This window comes from Glacieibacterium arshaanense (assembly GCF_004681125.1).
GTDB classification, from domain to species: domain Bacteria; phylum Pseudomonadota; class Alphaproteobacteria; order Sphingomonadales; family Sphingomonadaceae; genus Polymorphobacter_A; species Polymorphobacter_A arshaanense.
Genome location: NZ_SIHO01000001.1, coordinates 474,432 through 495,257 on the forward strand (window position 1 = coordinate 474,432; position 20,826 = coordinate 495,257).

General features: G+C 64.7%; 18 protein-coding genes. 8 read left to right on the forward strand and 10 right to left on the reverse strand.

The genetic code is table 11. The features are described 5' to 3' along the window. Window positions 1-200: 200 nt before the first annotated feature. The 4 genes from EUV02_RS02215 to EUV02_RS02230 are packed head-to-tail and all read right to left on the reverse strand — an operon-like array spanning window position 201 to window position 4,981. Window positions 201-1,313, reverse strand: coding sequence for an ABC transporter permease (locus EUV02_RS02215; RefSeq protein WP_135244584.1), 1,113 nt, complete (start codon window positions 1,311-1,313; stop codon window positions 201-203). A 1-nt stretch (window position 1,314) separates the two neighbouring features. Next, window positions 1,315-2,466, reverse strand: coding sequence for an ABC transporter permease (locus tag EUV02_RS02220; RefSeq protein ID WP_135244585.1), 1,152 nt, complete (start codon window positions 2,464-2,466; stop codon window positions 1,315-1,317). Further along, entirely contained in the window at window positions 2,466-3,503 is a 1,038-nt protein-coding gene (locus EUV02_RS02225; protein WP_135244586.1) for an HlyD family secretion protein, read from the reverse strand. The genes EUV02_RS02220 and EUV02_RS02225 overlap by 1 nt, the downstream gene beginning before the upstream one ends. After that, window positions 3,500-4,981 (reverse strand): TolC family protein, encoded by a 1,482-nt coding sequence (locus tag EUV02_RS02230; protein ID WP_135244587.1) that lies wholly within the window; start codon window positions 4,979-4,981, stop codon window positions 3,500-3,502. The genes EUV02_RS02225 and EUV02_RS02230 overlap by 4 nt, the downstream gene beginning before the upstream one ends. A gap of 313 nt (window positions 4,982-5,294) precedes the next feature. On the opposite strand from EUV02_RS02230, the gene EUV02_RS02235 reads away from it, so the two are divergent. The 5 genes from EUV02_RS02235 (at window position 5,295) to EUV02_RS02255 (ending at window position 10,988) form a co-directional block, all read left to right on the forward strand. Further along, complete coding sequence (locus EUV02_RS02235) at window positions 5,295-6,587, forward strand: cytochrome c (RefSeq protein WP_135244588.1); 1,293 nt, start codon at window positions 5,295-5,297, stop codon at window positions 6,585-6,587. Then, the gene (locus tag EUV02_RS02240) at window positions 6,584-7,057 is read left to right on the forward strand and encodes a (2Fe-2S)-binding protein (RefSeq protein WP_135244589.1); all 474 of its coding nucleotides are present in this window, start codon (window positions 6,584-6,586) and stop codon (window positions 7,055-7,057) included. The genes EUV02_RS02235 and EUV02_RS02240 overlap by 4 nt, the downstream gene beginning before the upstream one ends. After that, window positions 7,050-9,350, forward strand: a complete 2,301-nt coding sequence (locus EUV02_RS02245) for a xanthine dehydrogenase family protein molybdopterin-binding subunit (RefSeq protein WP_135244590.1) — start codon at window positions 7,050-7,052, stop codon at window positions 9,348-9,350. Before EUV02_RS02240 ends, EUV02_RS02245 begins: the two co-directional genes overlap by 8 nt. 88 nt (window positions 9,351-9,438) lie before the next feature. Further along, a complete protein-coding gene (locus EUV02_RS02250) occupies window positions 9,439-9,855 on the forward strand; it encodes a hypothetical protein (protein ID WP_135244591.1) in 417 nt (138 codons plus the stop codon). A gap of 11 nt (window positions 9,856-9,866) precedes the next feature. Continuing rightward, entirely contained in the window at window positions 9,867-10,988 is a 1,122-nt protein-coding gene (locus EUV02_RS02255; protein ID WP_135244592.1) for an alkene reductase, read from the forward strand. A 15-nt stretch (window positions 10,989-11,003) separates the two neighbouring features. On the opposite strand, the gene EUV02_RS02260 is transcribed toward EUV02_RS02255, so the two are convergent. The 6 genes from EUV02_RS02260 to EUV02_RS02285 all read right to left on the reverse strand — a co-directional run bounded on the left by EUV02_RS02260 (window position 11,004) and on the right by EUV02_RS02285 (window position 17,091). Further along, window positions 11,004-11,687: an ABC transporter ATP-binding protein gene (locus tag EUV02_RS02260; RefSeq protein ID WP_135244593.1), complete on the reverse strand. Its 684-nt coding sequence runs from the start codon at window positions 11,685-11,687 to the stop codon at window positions 11,004-11,006. 7 nt (window positions 11,688-11,694) lie between these two features. Beyond that, window positions 11,695-12,915: an ABC transporter permease gene (locus tag EUV02_RS02265; RefSeq protein ID WP_135244594.1), complete on the reverse strand. Its 1,221-nt coding sequence runs from the start codon at window positions 12,913-12,915 to the stop codon at window positions 11,695-11,697. Continuing rightward, window positions 12,912-14,045 carry an efflux RND transporter periplasmic adaptor subunit gene (locus EUV02_RS02270; protein ID WP_207790090.1) on the reverse strand — a complete coding sequence of 378 codons (1,134 nt, stop codon included), beginning with the start codon at window positions 14,043-14,045 and terminating at the stop codon, window positions 12,912-12,914. Before EUV02_RS02270 ends, EUV02_RS02265 begins: the two co-directional genes overlap by 4 nt. Before the next feature lie 446 nt (window positions 14,046-14,491). Next, window positions 14,492-14,707 (reverse strand): hypothetical protein, encoded by a 216-nt coding sequence (locus tag EUV02_RS02275; protein ID WP_135244596.1) that lies wholly within the window; start codon window positions 14,705-14,707, stop codon window positions 14,492-14,494. 9 nt (window positions 14,708-14,716) lie between these two features. After that, window positions 14,717-16,303 carry an oleate hydratase gene (locus EUV02_RS02280; RefSeq protein ID WP_135244597.1) on the reverse strand — a complete coding sequence of 529 codons (1,587 nt, stop codon included), beginning with the start codon at window positions 16,301-16,303 and terminating at the stop codon, window positions 14,717-14,719. Window positions 16,304-16,377: 74 nt separating this feature from the next. Then, complete coding sequence (locus EUV02_RS02285; protein WP_166430464.1) at window positions 16,378-17,091, reverse strand: response regulator transcription factor; 714 nt, start codon at window positions 17,089-17,091, stop codon at window positions 16,378-16,380. Between the two features lie 165 nt (window positions 17,092-17,256). Here EUV02_RS02285 and ptcA point away from each other — a divergent pair, with 165 nt between their 5' ends. From ptcA to aguA, 3 genes are read left to right on the forward strand one after another with little or no spacing between them, the layout of a single operon-like run. Further along, complete coding sequence (ptcA, locus tag EUV02_RS02290) at window positions 17,257-18,270, forward strand: putrescine carbamoyltransferase (RefSeq protein ID WP_135244599.1); 1,014 nt, start codon at window positions 17,257-17,259, stop codon at window positions 18,268-18,270. A gap of 16 nt (window positions 18,271-18,286) precedes the next feature. Beyond that, entirely contained in the window at window positions 18,287-19,693 is a 1,407-nt protein-coding gene (locus tag EUV02_RS02295) for an APC family permease (protein ID WP_135244600.1), read from the forward strand. 4 nt (window positions 19,694-19,697) lie between these two features. Further along, on the forward strand, window positions 19,698-20,825 hold the full coding sequence (gene aguA, locus EUV02_RS02300; protein WP_135244601.1) for an agmatine deiminase: 1,128 nt from the start codon (window positions 19,698-19,700) through the stop codon (window positions 20,823-20,825). The last annotated feature ends 1 nt before the right edge of the window (window position 20,826 follow it).

Below are 20,826 nucleotides of genomic sequence, written 5' to 3' on the forward strand. Positions count from 1 at the left end.
TCGGGGCACGGCAACCAGTCGACAAATGTCGCGGTTGGGGCGCGTTACGTAATAGGCGCTTTGATGTCCGGCATGGGGCCGTTTGCGGAATGGCCGGTTTCGGGAGCAGGTTTAGCGTAAGCAGACCTTGGCCTACGCCATATCGCATCAAAGTTCGACGCGAGCAGCGGCCAAGGATTGTTTACCGGGCTCGCGGCCCATCAAGTTTTCGGAACCAGCGCGCTGGCGTGGCACATGCGCCAGCCAGCGGCCGCGCTATAGATTGCAGAAAGTGCAAGCAACCATAACAAGTGGCCGGTGACCTCATCAAGACTGGCGCCCATCTGACCCAGCGCGATGAAGATGTGGATGCCGCTGGTGGATGGAGACAGATGCGCCAGCGCGGCGACCCAGCCGGGCATCGATGCCAGCGGCCATGCAGCGCCGGACATGAAAAACAACAGCAGCGACGTCGGCGCAAGCAAGGTCATCGGCTGGTCCTCGCGCGCGAAGCAACTGCCGATCAGCAGTCCCAGCGCGGATACCGCTGCCGCGTACAGCGGCATTGCCAGCAGCATGGCGGTGACATTCGGGTGATGCGGGACATCCTGCAGCCAGTAGACCACCCCCTGATAGTAGAGCGCCGTCAGCGTGCCGAGAAAAGTGAATGCGGCCCAGGCGCCGAGAAATGCGGCGAGCGAAAGCTGCGGCGTAAGCTGCGCGCGGCGACGAGCGGCCCAGATGGCCGCGCCGAACAACAGGGTTTGCTGGATGATGATGCCCGCAACCGCCGGAAACACATAGTCGCCGTAGCCGGCGCGTGTGTTGAACAGCGGCCGCATGACGATGGTCAATGGCGGTGCAGCGTGGACCGCGGCGGCCAGTGGTTCGATCCATTCGCCGATGGCACCGCCAACGGCGCCGCTGAGCGCGGTGCCGATCTCCTTCGCGCGTAGCGGGTTGGTGCCGTTGACAATGATCGCGACGCCGCCGGGGGTTTGCCCGGCAATGCTGCGCCCCAGCCCCGCTTCGATGAGGATAATGCCGTCGGCCTCGCGGTCGCGCGACAGCGCAGCTGCCGCGGTAAGATCGGGCGCTTCGGCGATTATGCTTACCGCGCGCGCCGCGGCAAGGTTGCGCAGCAGCGCGCGGCTGAGCGTACTACGATCGAGATCGACCACCACGATCGGCACACCGCTGGCGGCCTGGTGTGCGTACGGCGCTGGATAGAAGAAGCCATAGAACAGGACGGCCACGACCATCGTGAACAGCAGCACGCGCGTCGTCGCCACGTCGACCAGCGTATCGGCAAAGGTGCGGGCAAAGTGCTGCACGTCAGACGGCTACCGGCGCGCCCGCACGACGGCGAAAAAGCACGAGGGCCAGCGCCGCTGGCACCAGCGTATAGCCGGCCAAAAGGACAAGTGGCGACAACGCGGTGACGGGCAGCGCGCCGACGAACTGGTCCATCTGGATGCGGAGATAGGCGGTGAACGGCAAGCCGCTGCTCCACGCGCGCGCAAAGCCATTGGCGCCGTTGAGTGATAGCGTTGCACCCGAATAGGCCAGCGCCGAGCCGGCGTAGACTGCGCTGACCGATACCGCCGTGTTGATTTCGCGCGTCACCGCAATCAGCAACGTCGAAATCGATGCTGACGCCGTGAGCAACAGGATGTGAGCGAGCACGATCAGCGCCAGCGAACCGAGTGGTTGCCAGCCGCGTGCGCCGACCAGCCAAAGCAGCCACACCAGGCTCCACAGCGACAGCATTGCGATGTGCGGCGCCAAGCTGCCCGCGAGCACGGCAGCACTTTGCGATAGCGATCGCACGCACCCCAGCGAACCGTTGAATGCCAGCCTGCCGACCACTGCGGCTGCCACACAGCAGGCCAGCAAATGCAGCACGCCCGGGTTGATCAGCGATTGAAGATACCATTCATAGCTGATTTCGGGATTGAGCAGGATCGACGCCTGCACCTTGGGCACTTGCAAGCGCAAGTCGGGTGCGCCGCGCTGGCGCAGCGCGATGGCTCCGTGTTCTGCTGCAACTGCCTTGACGGCAGCTTCGAGCCCACTGCCCGCCGTACTGCCTATGCTGAGGTAGGACGCATTGTAGAATATGAACACCGCCGGCCGCGACCAGCGTGTCAGCCCATCCCCGGCACCTTTGGGGATCAGCAGGATGGCCCAGACCTTGCCGCTTCGGACCAGGTGTTGCGCTTCGTCCAGCGTGGCCGGGTTGGCCGCGACGGTGATCGCCGCGACGCCAACCGCCGCCGTCGCAATGTCGCGGCTGAACGCGCTGTGATCCTGATCGACAATTGCGACGGGCAAGTGCCGCGGCACGCCCGAAAACAGCATCGCCGCGACAATGACGATGACCGCCAGCGGCATGATCGTGATCATCGCCAGCGCGAGCCGGTCGCGACGCAAGTATGTCAGTTCATGCCCGACCGCGTCGACAAAGGTCCGGGCGATGCTGGCCATCAACGCGCCGATTGTGGCCAGTCGAATAGCACGCTCATGCCCGGCCGCAGCCCGACGATTGGCGCCATTGGCACCACCTGGACCTCGAAACTGTGAATGTCATAGCCGCTCGATTGCCGCGTTGCGCGCCAGGTCGCGAACTCGCCGCGCGGCGCGATATGTTCGACTCGGAAGCGGGCGTCGGCAAGTTTGAGCGCCGGCACCGCACCGCGCAGTTCGGTGCCATGCTTGACGGCGTTGAACTGATCTTCGCGCAAATTCAGCACAACATGGAGACGCGTCATGTCAATGATCTGGAACACCGGCACACCGGGAAAAACGACTTCGCCAACTTCACCAAGCCGGCGCGCGACCTCCCCGCCGATCGGCGCGGTCAGCTGCATTTCGCTGCCAAGCGTGCGCGCCAGATCAGCGGTGGCTTGCGCAACGGCGACTTGCGATGCCGCGACAACCTTGTCCTGTTGGCGTAGCCCAGCGACAAGCTTGAGGTATTGCTGGCGCGCCGCTTCTGCCTGCGCCGCGCTGCTCAACTGCGCAGCGGTGATTTCGTCACGGCGCTGCGCGGAAATCACGCCTTCGCGGAACAGCGTGTCGGCGCGGCGGCTGCTTGTGGCGGCGAGATTGGCGACGGCTTGTGCCGCATCCCACACCGCTTTGACCGAGGCGATGTCTTCGGGACGCGCGCCAGTGTTGACGAGCGACTCCAGCGCCTTTGCCCCTGTGACCGCCGCTGCCGTCTGCCGTTCGCTCGCGGCGATTTCGGGCACCGACAATTTGGCCAGCACTTGGCCAGCAGCAACCATGTCGCCTTCCTTGGCAGTGAGGCTGGCGATACGGCCTATCGCCTTGGCCGCAACATTGACTTCATCGGCTTCGACCATGCCCTGGATCTGGTCGGGGGCCGGGCGCGTGGCGCGCCACAAGCCGAAGCCGATGATGACGACCGCGATCAGAAACACGAGCAGCACGAGACGGCGGCGGTTCGTTGCTGGCGGTGTGTCGGCGTCGGCAGTGCCAACGGTCGTATCGTCGGTCATGGCACGATCATCCTGTCAGCGGCTTCGAAGTAGGACGCGAATTCATGGCTGCGATTGCTCGCCGCCAGCAGCGCCACCAGCGCGAGATCATATTCGAACGCTGCCGCCGCGCGCTGGCTTTGCGCCAGCGACAGCGACGTACGCGCGTCGAGCAACGCCGTGATCGTCGATTCGCCCTCGCGGAAGGCAATCTGCTGGACGCGCAGATTTTCCTGCGCGGCGGCGATGTTGGTGTCGAGCAACAGATACGCACGCCGCGCATTATCGACGATGGCATAGCTGCGACTGGTTTCGATCTCGACGGTAGTGCGGGCTTCACGGGTCGCCTCGGATGCGGCGCGTTCGCGCATCCGCGCTGCCGCGAGCGCCTTGGCGCGGTCGCTCCCCGACAGCAAGGTGTAGCGCACGCCGACGCCGACGATCCAGTCGGGGTCGATCGGGATCGCGTTGGTCGGGTTGAAGCTGTATTCCGCGAAGGCATAAGCTTGCGGCAACTGCCTTGAACGCGCCATCGCCGACCCCGCACCGGCAAGTTTCTGCGCCGCGGCGGCACCCAGAATCATCGGATTGTCGCCCAACGCGGCCGCGACATAGGTCTGCATCGGCAACAATGCGCCACGGTTGACGAACAACGGCGTCGTCACCGCCACACCGCCGGCAACATCGACAAGCTGGGCCAGCGTTTGCATCGCGATTTGCTGATCGCGCGCGCTGCGATCAACGGCACGCGCCGCCGCGTCACGCGCGACCTCGACCATCAGTACATTGGCATGCGCCAGTACGCCTTCGCGCTCCATCGCGCGCGCATCGTGAAGATACTGGTTGAGGCCGGTCAACGCCGTTTGCGCGGTGACAGAGAGCTGATCGGCGAGCTGGACGCCGAAATACGCTGCGGCCAGCCGGACATCGGACAGATTGCGCGTCGTCCCGGCCTTGGCACGCGCGGCGTCAACCCCGGCGCGCGCACCTGCCTTCGCCGCCGGAATTGCGCCGCCGGTGTAAAGCGGCACCGCCGCCGTGACCGTCGGGCGGAATACGGTTTCACGCGTCTGATAGCGCAGCGTGTCGGGAATCACGCCAAGCGTACCCGGCAATGCAGCGCTGATCTTGTCGGTCACTTGTGCGACGATGCTGCCGAATTCGGGCGGGAACTGGTCCGGCAGACTGCCGAGGAAGTTGTTGATCGCATTGCCTGCGGCTTCGCGCGTACCGGTCAAATCGAGCCCAAGCGTCTTTTGATATTCGATGACTTGCGCCGACACGCCGACAACCGGACGCCCGAGCGTGTTGACCGAAGCGGCATCGAGCTCGCTTGCGGAGACATCGGCGGCGGCGGCGCCCAGCGCCCCCGACGCACGCTCGAACCGCAGCTGGGCGTCAGCATAACTCAGTTGCACCGGGCTGGCAGTCGCGCGCACCGCCAGTCCAGCCAGCAACGCGATCGTGATAGCTTGTGGCAGTCGGCAATATCGGGACATGACGCTACCGCTACAGCAATATGACGAGCGACTAAATGGCAACACCGCCTTCTGAGTAGTTTCCGAACCTCTACCTGCGTGTGCGACTGATCTTATGATCGTGCCACCCAGGACTGCGCGCCCTTGCGCGGCTACTCGGTCCAGACCGCCGGAGACGAATGATGATCGCCGCAACGTCGCTCCGGGGTAATCCGTCTACTTTCAGCGGACTTCAACAAGGACGCGCGGGGGCATCTGTGGCGCCCGTGTCGACCTGCCGAAACGCCTGCCAACCACGCCGGACCACCTCGCTTGTGGTCGCCTCGAGTCCCGCATGATCAATCGTTGGGCTTTCGCCGCTGTCACCATCATGTTGGCCGGATTGGCGCTGGTGTTCGCGCTGTCCTGGCAGTCGCCGATCTCCGCCATCGCACCGCCGAAGGAAGACACCTTTACCGCCGGCCTAGTCGACCAAGGCCGTATTCTGGCTGCTGCCGGCAACTGCGGCGCGTGCCATAGCGGCGGACATGGCACTCTTGCAGGCGGCAACGCGTTCCCTACCGGCTATGGAACAGTCTTTGCACCCAACATAACGCCGGACGTCGGCACCGGCATCGGTGCCTGGTCGCAACCGGCATTTGCCCGCGCGCTGCGCGAAGGCGTGGCGCGCGATGGCAGTCACCTTTTTCCAGTGTTCCCCTACAACCATTACACCAAGCTGACCGACAAGGATGTCGCGGCGCTCTATGCCTATTTGATGACGCGGCCGGCGATCAGTTACGTTGCGCCATCCGATACAATTCCGTTTCCGTTGAACATCCGCGCGTTGCAAGCCGGGTGGAAATGGGCCTATTTCAGCGAAGGCCGCTACCGTCCCGACGCCAGCCGCAGCGCCGAGTGGAATCGCGGGGCCTATCTGTCCGAAGGACTGACGCACTGTGGCGGCTGCCATACACCGCGCGGCAAGCTCGGCAACGAGCAGGCGTCGGCAGCCTATGGTGGCAGCGCGATCGATGGCTGGGATGCGCCGGCGCTGACCGCAGCGAACACATCACCCCTGGCATGGTCCGCACCGGCATTGTTCAACTATTTGCGCACCAGCACCGATGCCCGGCGCGGCGGCGCCAGCGGGCCTATGTCGGGGGTCATACATGATGGGCTGGCGGTACTGCCCGACGCCGATATTCGCGCCATCTCGGTCTACTTCGCCGACCTCAACGGCAGCGACGCGCACGCCGGCAAAGACACGGCTGCACTGGCACGTGCATCAGTGGCTGCGATCGCGCCGCAATCCAATGACGCCGATGCGCGGCTCTATGCGGCAAGCTGCGGTGCATGTCATTATGTCGGCGCGACCCCGCCCACACTCGCGCGGCCTGACCTGACGCTCAACACCGCGCTTTGGCTGCCCGCGCCGACCAATCTGCTGCACGCGATCCGCGGCGGCGTCGGACTGCACGAAGCCACACCCGGCTTGCTGATGCCCGGTTACGCATCGGCATTGCCCGACGCCGACATCGTCCGCATCGCCGCCTGGCTGCGCCGCACGCGGACCACATTGCCGCCATGGCCCGACCTCGCCGGAGATGTCGCGCGTGCGCGCCAGCAGGAGTCAGAGCCGCAATGACCATCAACTTCACCCTCAACGGCAAACCGGTTGCCATCGACGCGCCGGCCAACTCACCCTTGTTGTGGGCAATCCGCGACGACGCCGGGCTCACCGGCACCAAATTCGGCTGTGGCATCGGCCTTTGCGGCGCGTGCACCATCCATGTCGAGGGACGCGCGACACGGTCGTGCATCACTACGCTGGGGCAGGTTGCCGGGGCCAGCATCACGACAATCGAGGGGCTGGACCCGAACAGCAATCACCCTCTGCAAACCGCGTGGATTGCCATACAAGTGCCGCAGTGCGGCTATTGCCAGTCAGGGCAGATCATGCAGGCCGCCACGCTGATTGCCGACTTTCCCGACCCCACCGACGCCGACATCGATGCGGTGATGGACGGCAATCTTTGCCGCTGCATGGCCTATGTCCGCATCCGTGCGGCCATCAAGGCCGCGGCAGCGACGATGCGGAGCGTACCGCATGCATAGGATTGCCGGACGCGATATCGCACTGCCGACGCGGCGCAGCTTCCTGATCGCCACGGGTGCGGCGGGCGCGGTGTTCGGCTTTGCCCGTGCGGGTGCCGGGTCTTTGGCGCCTGCCACCGCGCCGTCCACGCTGCCGCCGCAATTCGAGCCGACGATCTGGTACGGCATCGGTCGCGACGGCGTCGTCACCGTCAACATCATCCGCGCCGAAATGGGCCAGCATATCGGCACGTCGCTGGCGCGCATCATCGCCGAAGAGCTGGCTGTCGATTGGGATCAGGTGCGCATTGTCCATGTCGACAGCGACCCCAAATGGGGCCTGATGGTGACTGGCGGCAGTTGGTCGGTGTGGCAGACGTTTCCATTGTATAGTCAGGCCGGCGCCGCGGGGCGCATTGCGATGATCGACGCAGGTGCGAAGCTGATAGGGGTCGCGCCGGCGGCCTGCACCGCGGCGGGCGGCAAGGTCAGCGCCGGTGCACGACAGGTGAGCTTTGCCGATATCATCACGCACGGGCTGCCCGATCGCAGCTTTACCCCCGACGACCTCAAGGCATTGCCGATCAAGGCAGCTGCGCGTCGCCAACTGATCGGCCGGCCGGTCGCCGCGCTCGACATTCCGGCAAAGGTCAACGGCAGCGCCGTTTACGGCATCGACGCCAAAATTCCCGGCATGGTCCATGCGCGGCCCAAGCTGCCGCCGACGCGCAACGCGTCGAAGGTTGTTTCGATTGATGACGCCGCGGCGCGCAAGGTCCCGGGTTACCTGCGCAGCATCGCGCTCGACGATCCCTCGGGTACCGTACCGGGCTGGGTCATGGTGATCGCCGAAAGTGTCGTTGCTGCAGACCGTGCCTGTGCGCTGGTCAATGTTACCTGGACCTCGGGCGATGCTGCGCATGTTTCGGAAAAGCACATTCAGGACCGCGCCCGTGCACTGATAGCCGACCCCAAGGGCGGTGCGCTTGTCGTAGCCGACGACGGCGTCGATGCCGCGTTCGCGTCGGCCGCTTCAACGGTCGAGGCGACCTACACAACTGCCAGCGTACTGCATTTCCAGATGGAGCCGGTCAATGCGCTGGCCGTACCGGTCGGCAAAGGATTCGAGATCCACACCGGCAACCAGTGGCAGTCGCTGATCCTGCCGACTCTGGCAAAGGCGCTCGGCGTCACCGAGGCCCAGGTGGTCATGAAGTCCTACTTGCTCGGTGGCGGCTTCGGCCGGCGCTTAAACGGTGACTATGCCGTGCCTGCGGCGCTTGCCGCGAAAGCACTCGGCCGACCGGTCAAGTTGCTGTGCACGCGCGCCGACGACGCGCGCTTCGATTCGATCCGCTCGCCGTCGGTGCAGACACTGCGCGTCGCGCTGGGCGCCGGTGGCAAGGTGACCGCGATGACGCACGATGTCGCAGCGGGCTGGCCGACCCAGGTGATGGCGGCGTTCTTCATGCCCAAGGCGAAGAACGGCGTGCCCTATGATCCGTTTGCGATCAGCGGCGCGGACCATTGGTACAATGTCGGCGCGCACCGCGTCCGCGCGCTGTCGAACGATCTGGCGAACTCGACGTTTCGTCCCGGCTGGCTGCGCTCGGTCGGGCCGGGGTGGATCAACTGGGCACTCGAAAGCTTCATCGACGAGGTCGCCGCTGCAGCGAAGATCGATCCGGTCGCATACCGGCTGCAAATGCTGGATGCGTCCGGCGGCAACGCCGGGTCAGCGCCCAATGCCGTCGGCGGGGCACTGCGTCAGGCCGAAGTCGTGCGGCGCGTCGCCGCCAAGTCGGGTTGGGGCGCCAAACTGCCCGCGGACACCGGCATCGGTATTGCCACCAGCTTCGGGCAGGAGCGCGATATGCCGACCTGGGTCGCCTGCGCCGCGCGCGTTCATGTCGACCGCGCGACCGGCATTGTGCGTGTGCAGAAACTCGATCTCGTGGTCGATGCCGGCACGGTCGTCGATCCAGACGGTGCGCTCGCGCAGGTGGAAGGCGGTGCCTTATGGGGGCTGAGCATGGCCTTGTACGAAGGCACCGAGATCGTGAACGGCCAGGTCGCCGACACCAATCTCGATAGCTATACGCCGCTGCGGATCGGCGACGTCCCAGAAATGGCCATCGAGTTCGTCGCCAGCACCGAAGTGCCTGTAGGGCTTGGCGAGCCGGCAACAACGGTGGTCGGTCCCGCGATCGGCAACGCCATTTTCGCAGCGACCGGTACCCGGATCCGCCATCTCCCGATGCGCCCTGCCGCAGTGCTGGCGGCGCTTGCAGAAACCGGCAGCGCCAAACGTTGAGTAGTTTCCGACGCTGCCGACGCAACTGTGGGCCGTCTAGGCCGGGTGCACCGGTGGATTTTGCCGTGTCCGAAATCAGGAGCCTGCCATGAGCGACAAGATTGACCATTTTTGCGATGCCATGCGCGATAACCTCAACGCTGTCGAAGCTCAAATTGAGCGCCTAAAATCCGATATCGGCACCGCCCAAAAGGACACCGTCGAAGGCTTCGAACGCAAGCTCGCCGAAGCGCAGGCTGCAGTCACTAGCCAGCGCAACGGCGTCGACGCGGCCGGCATCAGGGTGCGCCACTGGGTCACCGCCAATCGCGAAGCCGGCGCAGCCGTCATCCAGGGCTGGAAGGACAAGGTCGACACCGGCAAACTCGAGCTTCATGCCGATCAGGCTGAAGAAAGCGCCAAGTCTTCGGTCGTGATTGCCGAAGCCGCGCTCGCCGATGCGATGTTGGCGACCTATGAAGCGATCGCTGCGCGTCATCAAGCCAATCTCGCCGCAACGAATTAACTGTACGCCGAATGTCAAAGACCATACCCGCCGCAGGTGCGGCCTCGCTGTTTGATCCGCTATTGGCGGGTGACCTGAAACTCGGCAACCGGATCGTCATGGCGCCACTGACGCGCAACCGCGCTGGACCGGGATTGGTGCCCGGACCGTTTGCTGCCGAATATTATGCGCAGCGCGCGTCCGCTGGATTGATCATAGCCGAGGCGACCCAGGTATCGGCGCAGGCACAAGGCTATTCGGACACGCCGGGCTGCTATACCGACGCACAAGTTGCAGGCTGGAAGGTCGTGACCGATGCCGTCCATGCAAAGGGCGGGGTGATCGTCCTGCAGCTGTGGCATTGCGGGCGCATCTCGCACACGGTGTTCCAGGACGGTGCGGCACCGGTTGGCCCTTCGGCGATCCGCGCGAATGGCAGGACCTTTGTCGCCGGCCAGGGATTCGTCGACGTTTCCAAACCGCGTGCGCTGCGGCTCGATGAACTGCCCGGCATCGTCGCCGATTTCCGCCATGCCGCGCGTTGCGCTATTTCTGCTGGGTTTGACGGTGTCGAAATCCATGGCGCGCACGGGTATCTTCTTGACGCGTTTCTGCGCGACGGCACCAACCATCGCACCGATGCCTATGGCGGATCGGTCGCCAACCGCGCGCGGCTGCTGGTCGAGGTGACCACTGCGGTCGCCGAGGAAATTGGCGCTGGTCGGCTGGGCGTGCGGCTGTCGCCGGTTTCGACAGCAGGCGATTCGCGCGACAATGACCCGCAGGTGCTGTTCAACTATGTCGTGGCCGCGCTCGATCCAATCGGGCTGGCATATCTGCACGTTGTCGAGGGCGAGACCGGTGGGCCGCGCGACAGCATTGCGTTCGACTATGCGGCCTTGCGCCAGCGATTCAGCGGCGTGTGGATGGCCAACAACGGCTATGACCGGGCGATAGCGATTGCGGCGATTGCGGCCGGCACTGCTGACCTGATCTCGTTCGGGCGGCCGTTTATCACCAATCCCGATCTCGTCCGGCGGCTGTGCGAGGATGCGCCGCTCACACCGCTGACCGAGCCGGCGACGATCTACGGCGGAGGGGCGCTCGGCTATACCGACTACCCGGCGCTGGGCGCAAACGCGGCAGCCGCTTAGCCGCAAGCACTTTCGTCAGCCGACCAGCCGGCCGTCGATCATGTCGATGATGCGGTCGCAGCGCTGCGCGAGTTCGAGGTTGTGCGTGACGATCAGGAAGCTGGTGCCGCTGTCGCGGTTGACCTCGCGCATCAGTTCGAAAGCGCTGTCGGCGGATTTGCTGTCGAGGTTGCCGGTGGGTTCATCCGCCAGCACCAGATCGGGCGCCATCGCCAGCGCTCGCGCGATGGCGACGCGCTGCTGTTCGCCGCCCGACATTGCCATCGCCGCGTGGTTGGCCACCTTGGTCAGCCCGACCCGCGCGAGCAATTCACTGGCGCGGGCGCGGATTTCGGCGGTTTCAAAACTGTGGTCGACGACCATCGGCATCATGACATTTTCGATCGCGCTAAACGCCGAAATCAGGTGATGTTCCTGAAACACGAAGCCGATGGTGTGGCCGCGCAACCGTGTCAGCTCGGCGTCATCGAGGTGCGTCGTGGCAGTGCCGTTGATCCAGATTTCGCCCGACGTCGGCCGGTCGAGCAGCCCGACAAGGTTGAGCAGCGTGCTCTTGCCGGACCCCGACGGCCCCATCAGCGCCAGAAACTCGCCGGGGTCGAGGCGGAGGTCGATGGCGTGTAATATCTCGATCTCCGACGGCTGGCCGATGTTGTACGAGCGCGTTACGGCCTCGAGCCGCAGCACCGGTTCAGCCACGGCGGGCTCAACCACGGATCGCCGCCACCGGATCGAGCCGCGCGGCACGCAGCGCCGGCGCCATTGCCGACAGCAAACCCGTCAGCGGCGCCAGGATCAGCGTCACGATGAACAGCTCGCGTTGCAAGATCAGCGGGAACAGCTCGCTGCCATCGACTTGCCGGACTGCGGCGTGCCACCAGTACAGCCCGCCGACGCCGACCGCCGCGCCGATGACTGCGCCGGCAAGGCCGAGCAGCCCGCCCTGGATCAGGAAAATCCGCAAGATCTGCCCGCGCGTCGTGCCCATCGCGCGCAGGATGCCGATGTCCTTCGACCGCTGGATGACCGACACCACCAGCACCGCGGCAATGCCGAACGCCACCGACAAAGCGACGAACACCCGGATTAGCGTGTTCGACGTCTGCTGCGCGTTCACCGCAGTGAAGAACTGCGCGTTGGTCTTGATCCAGCTGTCGGCGCGCACCGGATTCGATGCGGCGATCTGCTGCGCCAGCGTTTCGGCGGCGTAGATGTCATGGACGGTGAGCTCGATCGTCGTCACCGCGCCGATGCGGCCGAGCAGCGACTGCGCGGTGCGCAGCGCGATATAGGCGTTGCGCTCATTGGCGCCCTTGTTGCCGAGGTCGAACAGCCCGGTGATGCGCAGCACGATGGTGGTGCCGTTGGCAGTTTCGATGTTGAGCTTGTCGCCAAGGCTGGCGCCGAGATCCTTGGCGAGTTCGGTGCCGATGATAATTTCGTCGCTTGCCAGCCGCGCGTTGCCGGCGACGAGATAGTCGGGGATGCGGACGATGCGGAAATAGCTTTCGGGTTCGATGCCCGAAATCGAGATGGCGCGGCTGGCATCGCCGCGCACCGCAAGAGCCGAGCCCGACATGGTCGGCGACACCATCGCGATGTCGGGCAGCGTCGCCATGCGCGCGGCGATCTTCGGCCATTGGTCGATCGACACGACGCGCTGCGCCGGGCGCTGGACAATCGCATCCTCGATATCGGCGTCGCGCAACGGCCGCGCCACCTGGTCGGGCGGCAACAGCTGGATCTGCGCCGATGAGGTCAGCACGCGGTTGAGGAAGTTGGCCTGCAGCCCGGTCAGCAACGCCGACATGAAGACGATGACGCCGACGCCGATGGTGATGCCGAGGATGATGAACACCGTTTGCATCCGGCCTTCGCGCAGGAAGCGCACCGCGGCGATCCATTCGAACGGCAGCCACTGGCTCATGACGTTGTTGGACGGACCCGCGCGCCCGCGACGATATTCGACGACGCCGGGATCAGCTGCTCGCCGGCCCCGACCCCCGACACGATCTGCGTCTGGCTGGTGCCCTCCAGCCCGAGCTTGACCGGCTGGTGCACCGCTCGCCCGCCACGCACGACCATGACCCAGGGCTGCGGCGCCAGCGCGTCGCGCACATCGGCAATGGGGGCGACCAGCACGTCATTGCGCCGCGCCACCTCGATATCGACCGAAACCGTCATGTCCTGGCGCAGATACGCCGGCGGCTTGGCGACATCGAGCTTCATCTGGATCGACGCGCGGGCGATATCGATGCCGGGGTTGATATAGGCAACCGTCGCGTCGAAGCGCTGCGCCGGATAGGCGTCCGCCGACGCGAGCGCCGGCTGGCCGAGCGCGATCTTGCCGATGTTGCGCTCGTCGATCTGCAGCACCAGCTGCGTTACGCCGCCGGGCGCAAGTACCATCAGCACCTTGCCTGCATCGGCCACCGTGCCGCGTTCGACGCTGCGGCTGATCAGCGTGCCGTCGCGCGGTGCGCGGATGTTGGCATATTCGCGCCGCGACCGCGCGGTCGCGAGATTGGCGATTGCCTGCGCGAGTTCGGTCTGCCCGGTGACATAGTCGCTGCCGGCAGGGCTCGCGGTGTAAACTTGCGACTCGGCAGTGCGCGCCAGCGCACGCGCGACATCGAGCGTTTTTTGCGCATCATCGAGGAATGCACGCGTTTCGAACCCCTTGGTCACCAACGCTGATGCGCGATCGAACGACTTCTGTGCAATCAACAGGTTCGCCTGCGCCGCCTTTCGATTGTCGCGCGCCGACGGCAGCGTCAGTTCCTTCAGCTGGCGCATATGCGCTTGCGCTTGCGCAACACCGCCCTCTGCCTGCACCACCGCGGCGTCGAGTTCGTGCGGGTCGAGCGCTATCAGTAGCTGCCCTTGCGTGACGCTTTGGCCCTCGCGCACAGGAATCGCCGTCACGGTACCGGTGATCTGGCTGGCAATCTCAACGCGGTAGGGGGTTTCGACATGGCCACTGGCGACGACGGTTTCGACCAGATTGCCGCGCCGGACGGAATCGATAGCAACCGGCGTTCCGGCTAGCAGGCGCATGCCGAACCAAATTGCCGCCACAATCACGACGCATCCGGCGACCAGCCACGCCTTGTGTGTGCGAACCCAGGCAAGCGCACCACTTGCTGCTGAGGGCCGCGCGTGCGGAGCGCGATCGACCGTCGGGACAAGCGCGCCTAGGTCGGCTGGCGCGGGGGCAGTCGCGATATTGATGACGGTGTCCATGCGGTTATGCGGTTTGCGAGGCAAATAGCCTAGGCGGGCGCAGGGTTGCGCGACAGCGACGGAATCTACTCACTTGCGCATGATCTAGGTAGAATCCGACCCTTTTACTTGTCACGTGATGCTGCGATGCGCGGCCGCCCCACAGCTTGAGGATCCCGCCATGGCCAATATCCGCACGACCAACAAGAACCACAAGAATGCCGTCGCCAAGGCAAGCCGCGGTGCCAAGCTGGTCGTCGCAGCAACCGCCAAGGTTGTCGTCAAGGCACATTAGGTTTCGCCAGAACCGCGTCGGCCAGCCGGTCGATGCGGTCGGCCTCGGCCTGTGTCATCCGACCAGTGTGGACCGCAGCCGAGGCACGCGCTTTGGCGTCGCGTGCGTGAGCCTTGTCCTCAATTGGATACGCCCGGATGTCCGGCTCGGCGAAGTCTGCCACGGGCAGCGCGTCGCGCGCGGCCTTGGTCAGTTTGGTCACCGCTGCGGCTCAGGCGTCGATGTCGTGCAGCGCACGGAACGCGCTCAGCAGCACGCGCGGATCGAACGCGCCTTTGTAGACCGGCGGCGGCGCGCGATCGAGGCCAAGCAGGGCGTAGGCCGCAGTCTGTGCCGACCGAATCGAATATTCGACGGTGAACACGACATCATCGGGCAGTTCGCAATATTGGCCGACGAAGCCGAAATTGGTCGCGCCGGCCGGAATGACCTGCGGGCGGTCGCCCTTGTTGCGGGGCAGGAACTGGCTGGTGATGAACGGCATCATACACGGGATGCAGTTGGCGGCGGCGATAATCGCTTCGGCATCGAACGCATCGACCCGCAAATGGCCAAGCAACTCGATCAAGATCTCGCGGCCCGTGCATTCGGCCATCGGCTTTTTGACGAAATCGCCGGGCGCATCGACTGACAGGCCATAGCCCCAGAGCACTGACACACCTTCGGGCTGGCCGATGAAATGCGGCTGATAGGGAATGACAATCGACGCGAGCCAGGCGGACTCGGGAAAAGTGATCAAGCCGCCCTCGCCGGGCACATTGCCGGTGAAGTTGGCGACGCGCTGCAGCAACAGCGGATCGTGCATCGTCAGCGTGAACGACAGCCATTTCGACTTGTCGATATGGCTGTCGAAAGCCGCCGGATTGCCGAACGCCGGCCGGCCGCGAGCGATGGTCTCCCAAAGCGTCCACGCGCCGCCGTCGGTCCGGCTGCCAAGCGGTGCCGCCGCGTCCATGGCACCCAGCGCCGATGCTTCGGTCATCGAACCCAGCGTCACCAACACGCGGTCATCCGGGTGTACCGCAATCTTTGCCGCGCCGCCTTTTGCGGCAATGTCGATCCGGTCGACGTGGATCTTGTCGTCGGCCTCGATAAAGCCGAGGTTGGTGACGCGCGTTTCGAGTTCGAATGTCACGCCGCGTTCGTCGAGCCATTTGTGCAGTGGCAGGACGAGCGAGTCATATTGATTGTAGACGGTGCGCATGATGCCCTGAAGCCGGTCAAAGCCGCCGACCATGTGTGCGAACCGCACCAGATAGCGCTTGAATTCGACTGCACTGTGCCACGGCTGGAACGCAAAGGTCGTGCACCACATGAACCAGAAATCGGTCCTGAAGAATGCCGCATCGCACTGGTCGGCAATGCTGGTGTTGCCAAGCAGCGCCTCGGGCTCGAAAACAAGCCGCTCGATCGTCAGGATCTGGCGCTCGCTCAACCCGAATGACGGTGCGGTCTGGCGCATCCCACCGCGCACCAGCCGCGACTTGGATGACGTTTTCATCGTGGTGTTCCACGCCAGCGTCTCGCCGGTCACCGTCCGGCTGGCATCGAGCGTCGGTATCGAATCGAACAAGGCGAACGTGCAGACATAATGGCTTTCGAGCATCCGGCCGCCGCGCAGGACGTAGCCAGCTTCGGCCGTGCCGGCGCCATCGAGCGCGCCGCCGATCCGGTCCGATTCCTCGAAGATGGTAATGCGATGCCCGGGGATGTCGCCGTCGCGAATCACGAAAGCTGCGCCCGCCATAGCGGCAATGCCGCCGCCAACGAGATAGATCTTGCTGTCGGGCGTGATCATGTTCTGGTGCTTTCCTAGCGGGCGGAGAGCCCAAGCTGATGCACCGGGCCAAACTGGCCGTGCAGCGTCGGAAACTACCCAGCCGCGCGGCGTTGCCTGCCGTCGTCGACCGACATGACCAGCCGCGCGAGTGCGGGGAGCGATTTCGACCCGCTTTTGCGCATGATCGCGGCGCGGTGGTTCTCCACCGTCCGCTGGCTGATGCCGAGATCTGCGGCGATGATCTTGCTCGGCTGACCGGCGAGCACCAGTGCCATGATCTCGTGCTGGCGTGCAGTCAGCGCACCGAGCTGGCGTGCGGCGTCATCATGTTGGGCGCGGGCGGCCCATGCGCTGCGGCTGCGATCGAACGCGCGCGCAACGCTGGCGACCAGCGCGTCGCCGCCGATCGGCAGCTCGATGAAGTCTGTCGCGCCGGCCTTCATCGCCGCCACCGCCATCGGCACATCGCTGTTGCTTGTCAGCACGATCACCGGCAGCGGGTCGGCAATCGCGGCCAGCGCGTCGAGCAGCGCAAGGCCGGTGATACCGGGGTTGACGGTATCGACCAGCAGGCACGTATCCGTGCTCGGTCGATACGCCGCGAGAAAAGCCGCGCCATCGGCAAACGCCGCGACGCACACGCCGTTGAGTTCGAGCAAGTGGACGAGCGAGTCGCGCACCTGGCGATCCTCGTCGACGAGGAAAACGGTGGCGTCGGCGGGCAGGTGCCGGCAGCCTGGTGCCCCGCCTGCAGGTGGTCGGGCCGCGATGCGCGCCTGGGATCTGGTGCGAAGTTCAAGCAGCATTGTCCGGCCTCGTCGAGAACGTCTTGTCCCCCCAAACTCACGAAGCCGCCAATCGTTCCCTGGGTTGCTGAGTAGATTCCGACGCTGCCGGCGGCGAGGCACGGCTTGCATATCCGATGGGGGAAACGACGGCGCGCGTCCGTCGCGCATCTGATGAGGAATATCATGACCGTCCCGCTCCGCCACTTCATCGACACACAGGATTTTACTGCGGCCGAATTGCTGCGGATCATCGACCTTATCGGGCTGCTCAAGGCCGCCGATCGCGCTGGTGCCTGTCCGCGACTGTTGCGGCGCGCGTCGCTCGGCATGATCTTCGAGGAGCCGTCGACGCGGACGCGGATATCGTTCGAGGTCGCGATGACCAAGCTTGGTGGCCACGCTCTGTATCTCAAGCCCGGCGAAATCCACCTCGGCGCACGCGAGAATATCCGCGACACCGCCGAAGTCATCAGCCGCATGGTCGATGTCATCGAAGCACGCGTGCTCAAGCATCAGACCGTGCTCGACCTTGCCGCCAATTCGACAGTGCCGGTGATCAACGGGCTGACCGACTACAACCATCCGACGCAGGCCCTGTCGGACGTCTTCACGATGCTCGAGCACTGCCAGCCGGGCAAGCCGCGCACCGACCTTCGCGTTACCTTTGTCGGCGATGCGACCAACGTCTGCGCGTCTCTGATGATGATCTGCACGCAGATGGGGATGCACTTCACCCATGTCGCGCCCAAGGCGTATCAGGCGCCGCCGGCATGGCAGGCGATCGCCCGCGCCAATGTCGCCGCTGCCGGTGGTTCGCTGACCATGACCGACGATGTCGGCGAAGCGGTGCGCGACGCCGATTTCATCTACACCGACCTGTGGTGGTGGATCGGCCAGGAAGCCGAAATCCCCGAACGCACCAAGGCGTTCATGCCGACATATCAGGTCAATGCGGCGCTGCTGGCACGCGCACCGGCACATGCGAAGTTCATGCACTGTCTGCCGGCATCGCGCGGTGTGGAAGTCACCGACGCGGTGATGGATGGTCGGCAGTCGATCATCTACGACCAGGCCGAGAACCGCCTGCATACCGAAAAGGGGCTGCTCGCGTGGTTTGTCGCGCCGCGCTTGAAGACTGCCACGCCCGAGCTTGTTGCGTGGCACGCCGGCCGCATCGCCGACTTCCTCGCCCGATGACCCGCAGGAGTCGCGCATGGCCAGCTTGACCACTGCAGCGGTGCCCGCGCCGCGTTTCCGCAAGGTCCTTCACGGGCTCGACATGATGCTGTTTTCGGTGTGCGCAATCCTGATCATCGATCAGCTCGCGGCGTCTGCGGCGATCGGCGTGCAGTCGATATTCTGGTGGCTGCTGACTCTGGTGTTGTTCTTCATTCCCTATGGACTGATCACCGCCGAACTCGGCAGCACCTACCCGCAGGAAGGTGGCATCTATGCCTGGGTACGCCGCGCGTTCGGGCCGCGCTGGGCGGGGCGCACGGCATGGCTGTGGTGGGCGAATGTCGCGTTCTGGATGCCGTCGACCTACATCCTGTTCGCCGGCGTCGCAGCCGAGCTGTTTGCGCCGGACATGACGCTGTGGACCAAGATCATCATCACCTTCGTGCTGATCTGGGTGACCGTCGGCATCAACATCGTCACGCTCGATGTCGGCAAATGGGTCCCCAATATCGGTGCGATATTCAAGGTGGCGGTGATGCTGACCATCGGTATCGGCGGCGTTGTATTCGCGCTTCGCCACGGCGTCGCCAACGAGTTCAGCCTCGCGACTTTACGGCCCAACTGGGGCGACAGCCTCGCGTTCCTGCCGGTCATCGTCTACAATTACCTCGGCTTTGAGCTGATGTCGGGCGCTGGCGAGGAAATGGAAAACCCCGCGCGTGACGTGCCGCGGGCTATTGTCAGTTCGGGCGCGATCATCGCCTTTCTCTATGTCTTCGCCACCGTCGGCATCCTGTTGGCGCTGCCCGCGCACAACATCGGGCTGATTTCCGGGCTGACCGACACGTTCCGCCAGCTTTTCGGCGGCGGCCGCGCCGGCGACGCGCTGGTCATCGTGCTCGGTGCCATGGCGCTATACAGTTTTGTCGCAAACATGGTGACCTGGACCATCGGCGCCAACCGCTCCGCCGCCGAAGCCGCAGGACGCGGCGACCTGCCTGCGATCTTCGCGCGGCTGCACCCCAAATTCAAAACACCTGCTGCGTCGGCGATCCTCGGCGGCGTGATCGGCAGCTTGGTGTTGCTGGTCTACGGCTGGTTATCGGCCAGCGCCGAAGACCTGTTCTGGACAACGTTCGCCTTCTCGTCGGTGGTATTCCTGCTGCCATACCTTCTGCTGTTCCTGTCATTCCTCAAGCTGCGCCGCATCGATGCGGCATTGCCGCGGCCGTACCGCGTGCCCGGCGGCTACGGCGTCGCGGTGGTGCTCAGCATCATCTGCATGGCGTTCATCGCCGAATCGATCGTCTTCCTGATCTACAAGCCCGGCAAATTCGATCTTGCCTACGCGCTCGCCGTCGGCGGCGGCAGCATCCTGACCGTGCTGGTTGGCGAATTGCTCGTGCGCGGCCGGCGCCATCTTCCCTCAAGCGAAAGCTGAACCGATGTCCAGGCTGCTCACCACCACGCCGCACGACGACGGCTTCCGCATGCCGGCCGAGTGGGAGCCGCATGTCGGCTGCTGGATGCTGTGGCCTGAACGTTCGGATAATTGGCGCGGCGGCGCCAAGCCGGCGCAGCGCGCGTTCGCGGCGGTGGCCGCCGCAATCGCCAAGGGCGAACCGGTCACCATCTGCGTTTCCCCCGCACAATATGTCATCGCCCGGGAAATGGTCGATCCCGCCATCCGGCTCGTTGAAATGACCAGCAACGACAGCTGGATTCGCGACTGTGGTCCGACCTTCGTCGTCAACGACGGCGGCGACGTTCGCGGCGTCGACTGGCAGTTCAACGCTTGGGGCGGGCTTATCGGGGGGCTGTATTTCCCGTGGGACCAGGACGATCTGGTCGGTGAAAAGGTCATCGAGATGGAACGCGATGACCGCTACGCGCCCGCATACATCCTCGAAGGCGGGTCGATCGATGTCGATGGCGAGGGCACGCTGATCGTTACCGAACAATGCCTGCTCAACCCCAATCGCAATCCGAACCTGACGCGCGCGCAGATCGAAATGCTGCTGCGCGACTATCTGGGTGTCGTAAAAATCCTCTGGCTCAAGGCGGGAGTCTATCTCGACGAAACCGACGGCCATACCGACAATTTCTGCCGGTTCGTTGCCCCCGGCGAAGTCATCCTGACCTGGACCGACGACCGCACCGACCCGCAGTATGACATCTCTTCTGAGGCCTTCGAACGCCTGCAGGCTATGACTGATGCGCGTGGGCGCAAGCTCAAAATCCACAAGCTTCACCAGCCTGACCCGGCACCGATTACCGCGATCGAGGCTGCCGGCGTCGACAAGGTAGCCGGTACGCTGCCGCGTCAGCCCGGCGACCGGCTTGCGGCATCCTATGTCAATTTCTACATCGCCAATGACGTGGTGGTAATGCCGCGCTTCGATGACCCGCACGACCATGCCGCCGCGACGATGCTCGGTCGGCTGTTCCCCGGGCGACGGATCTTGACCGTGCCGGGACGCGAGATCCTGCTCGGCGGCGGCAACATCCACTGCATTACCCAACAAGAACCTCTCGGCCACCGCGGCATAGTGCGCCCGGCAGCAGCAGCCTGAC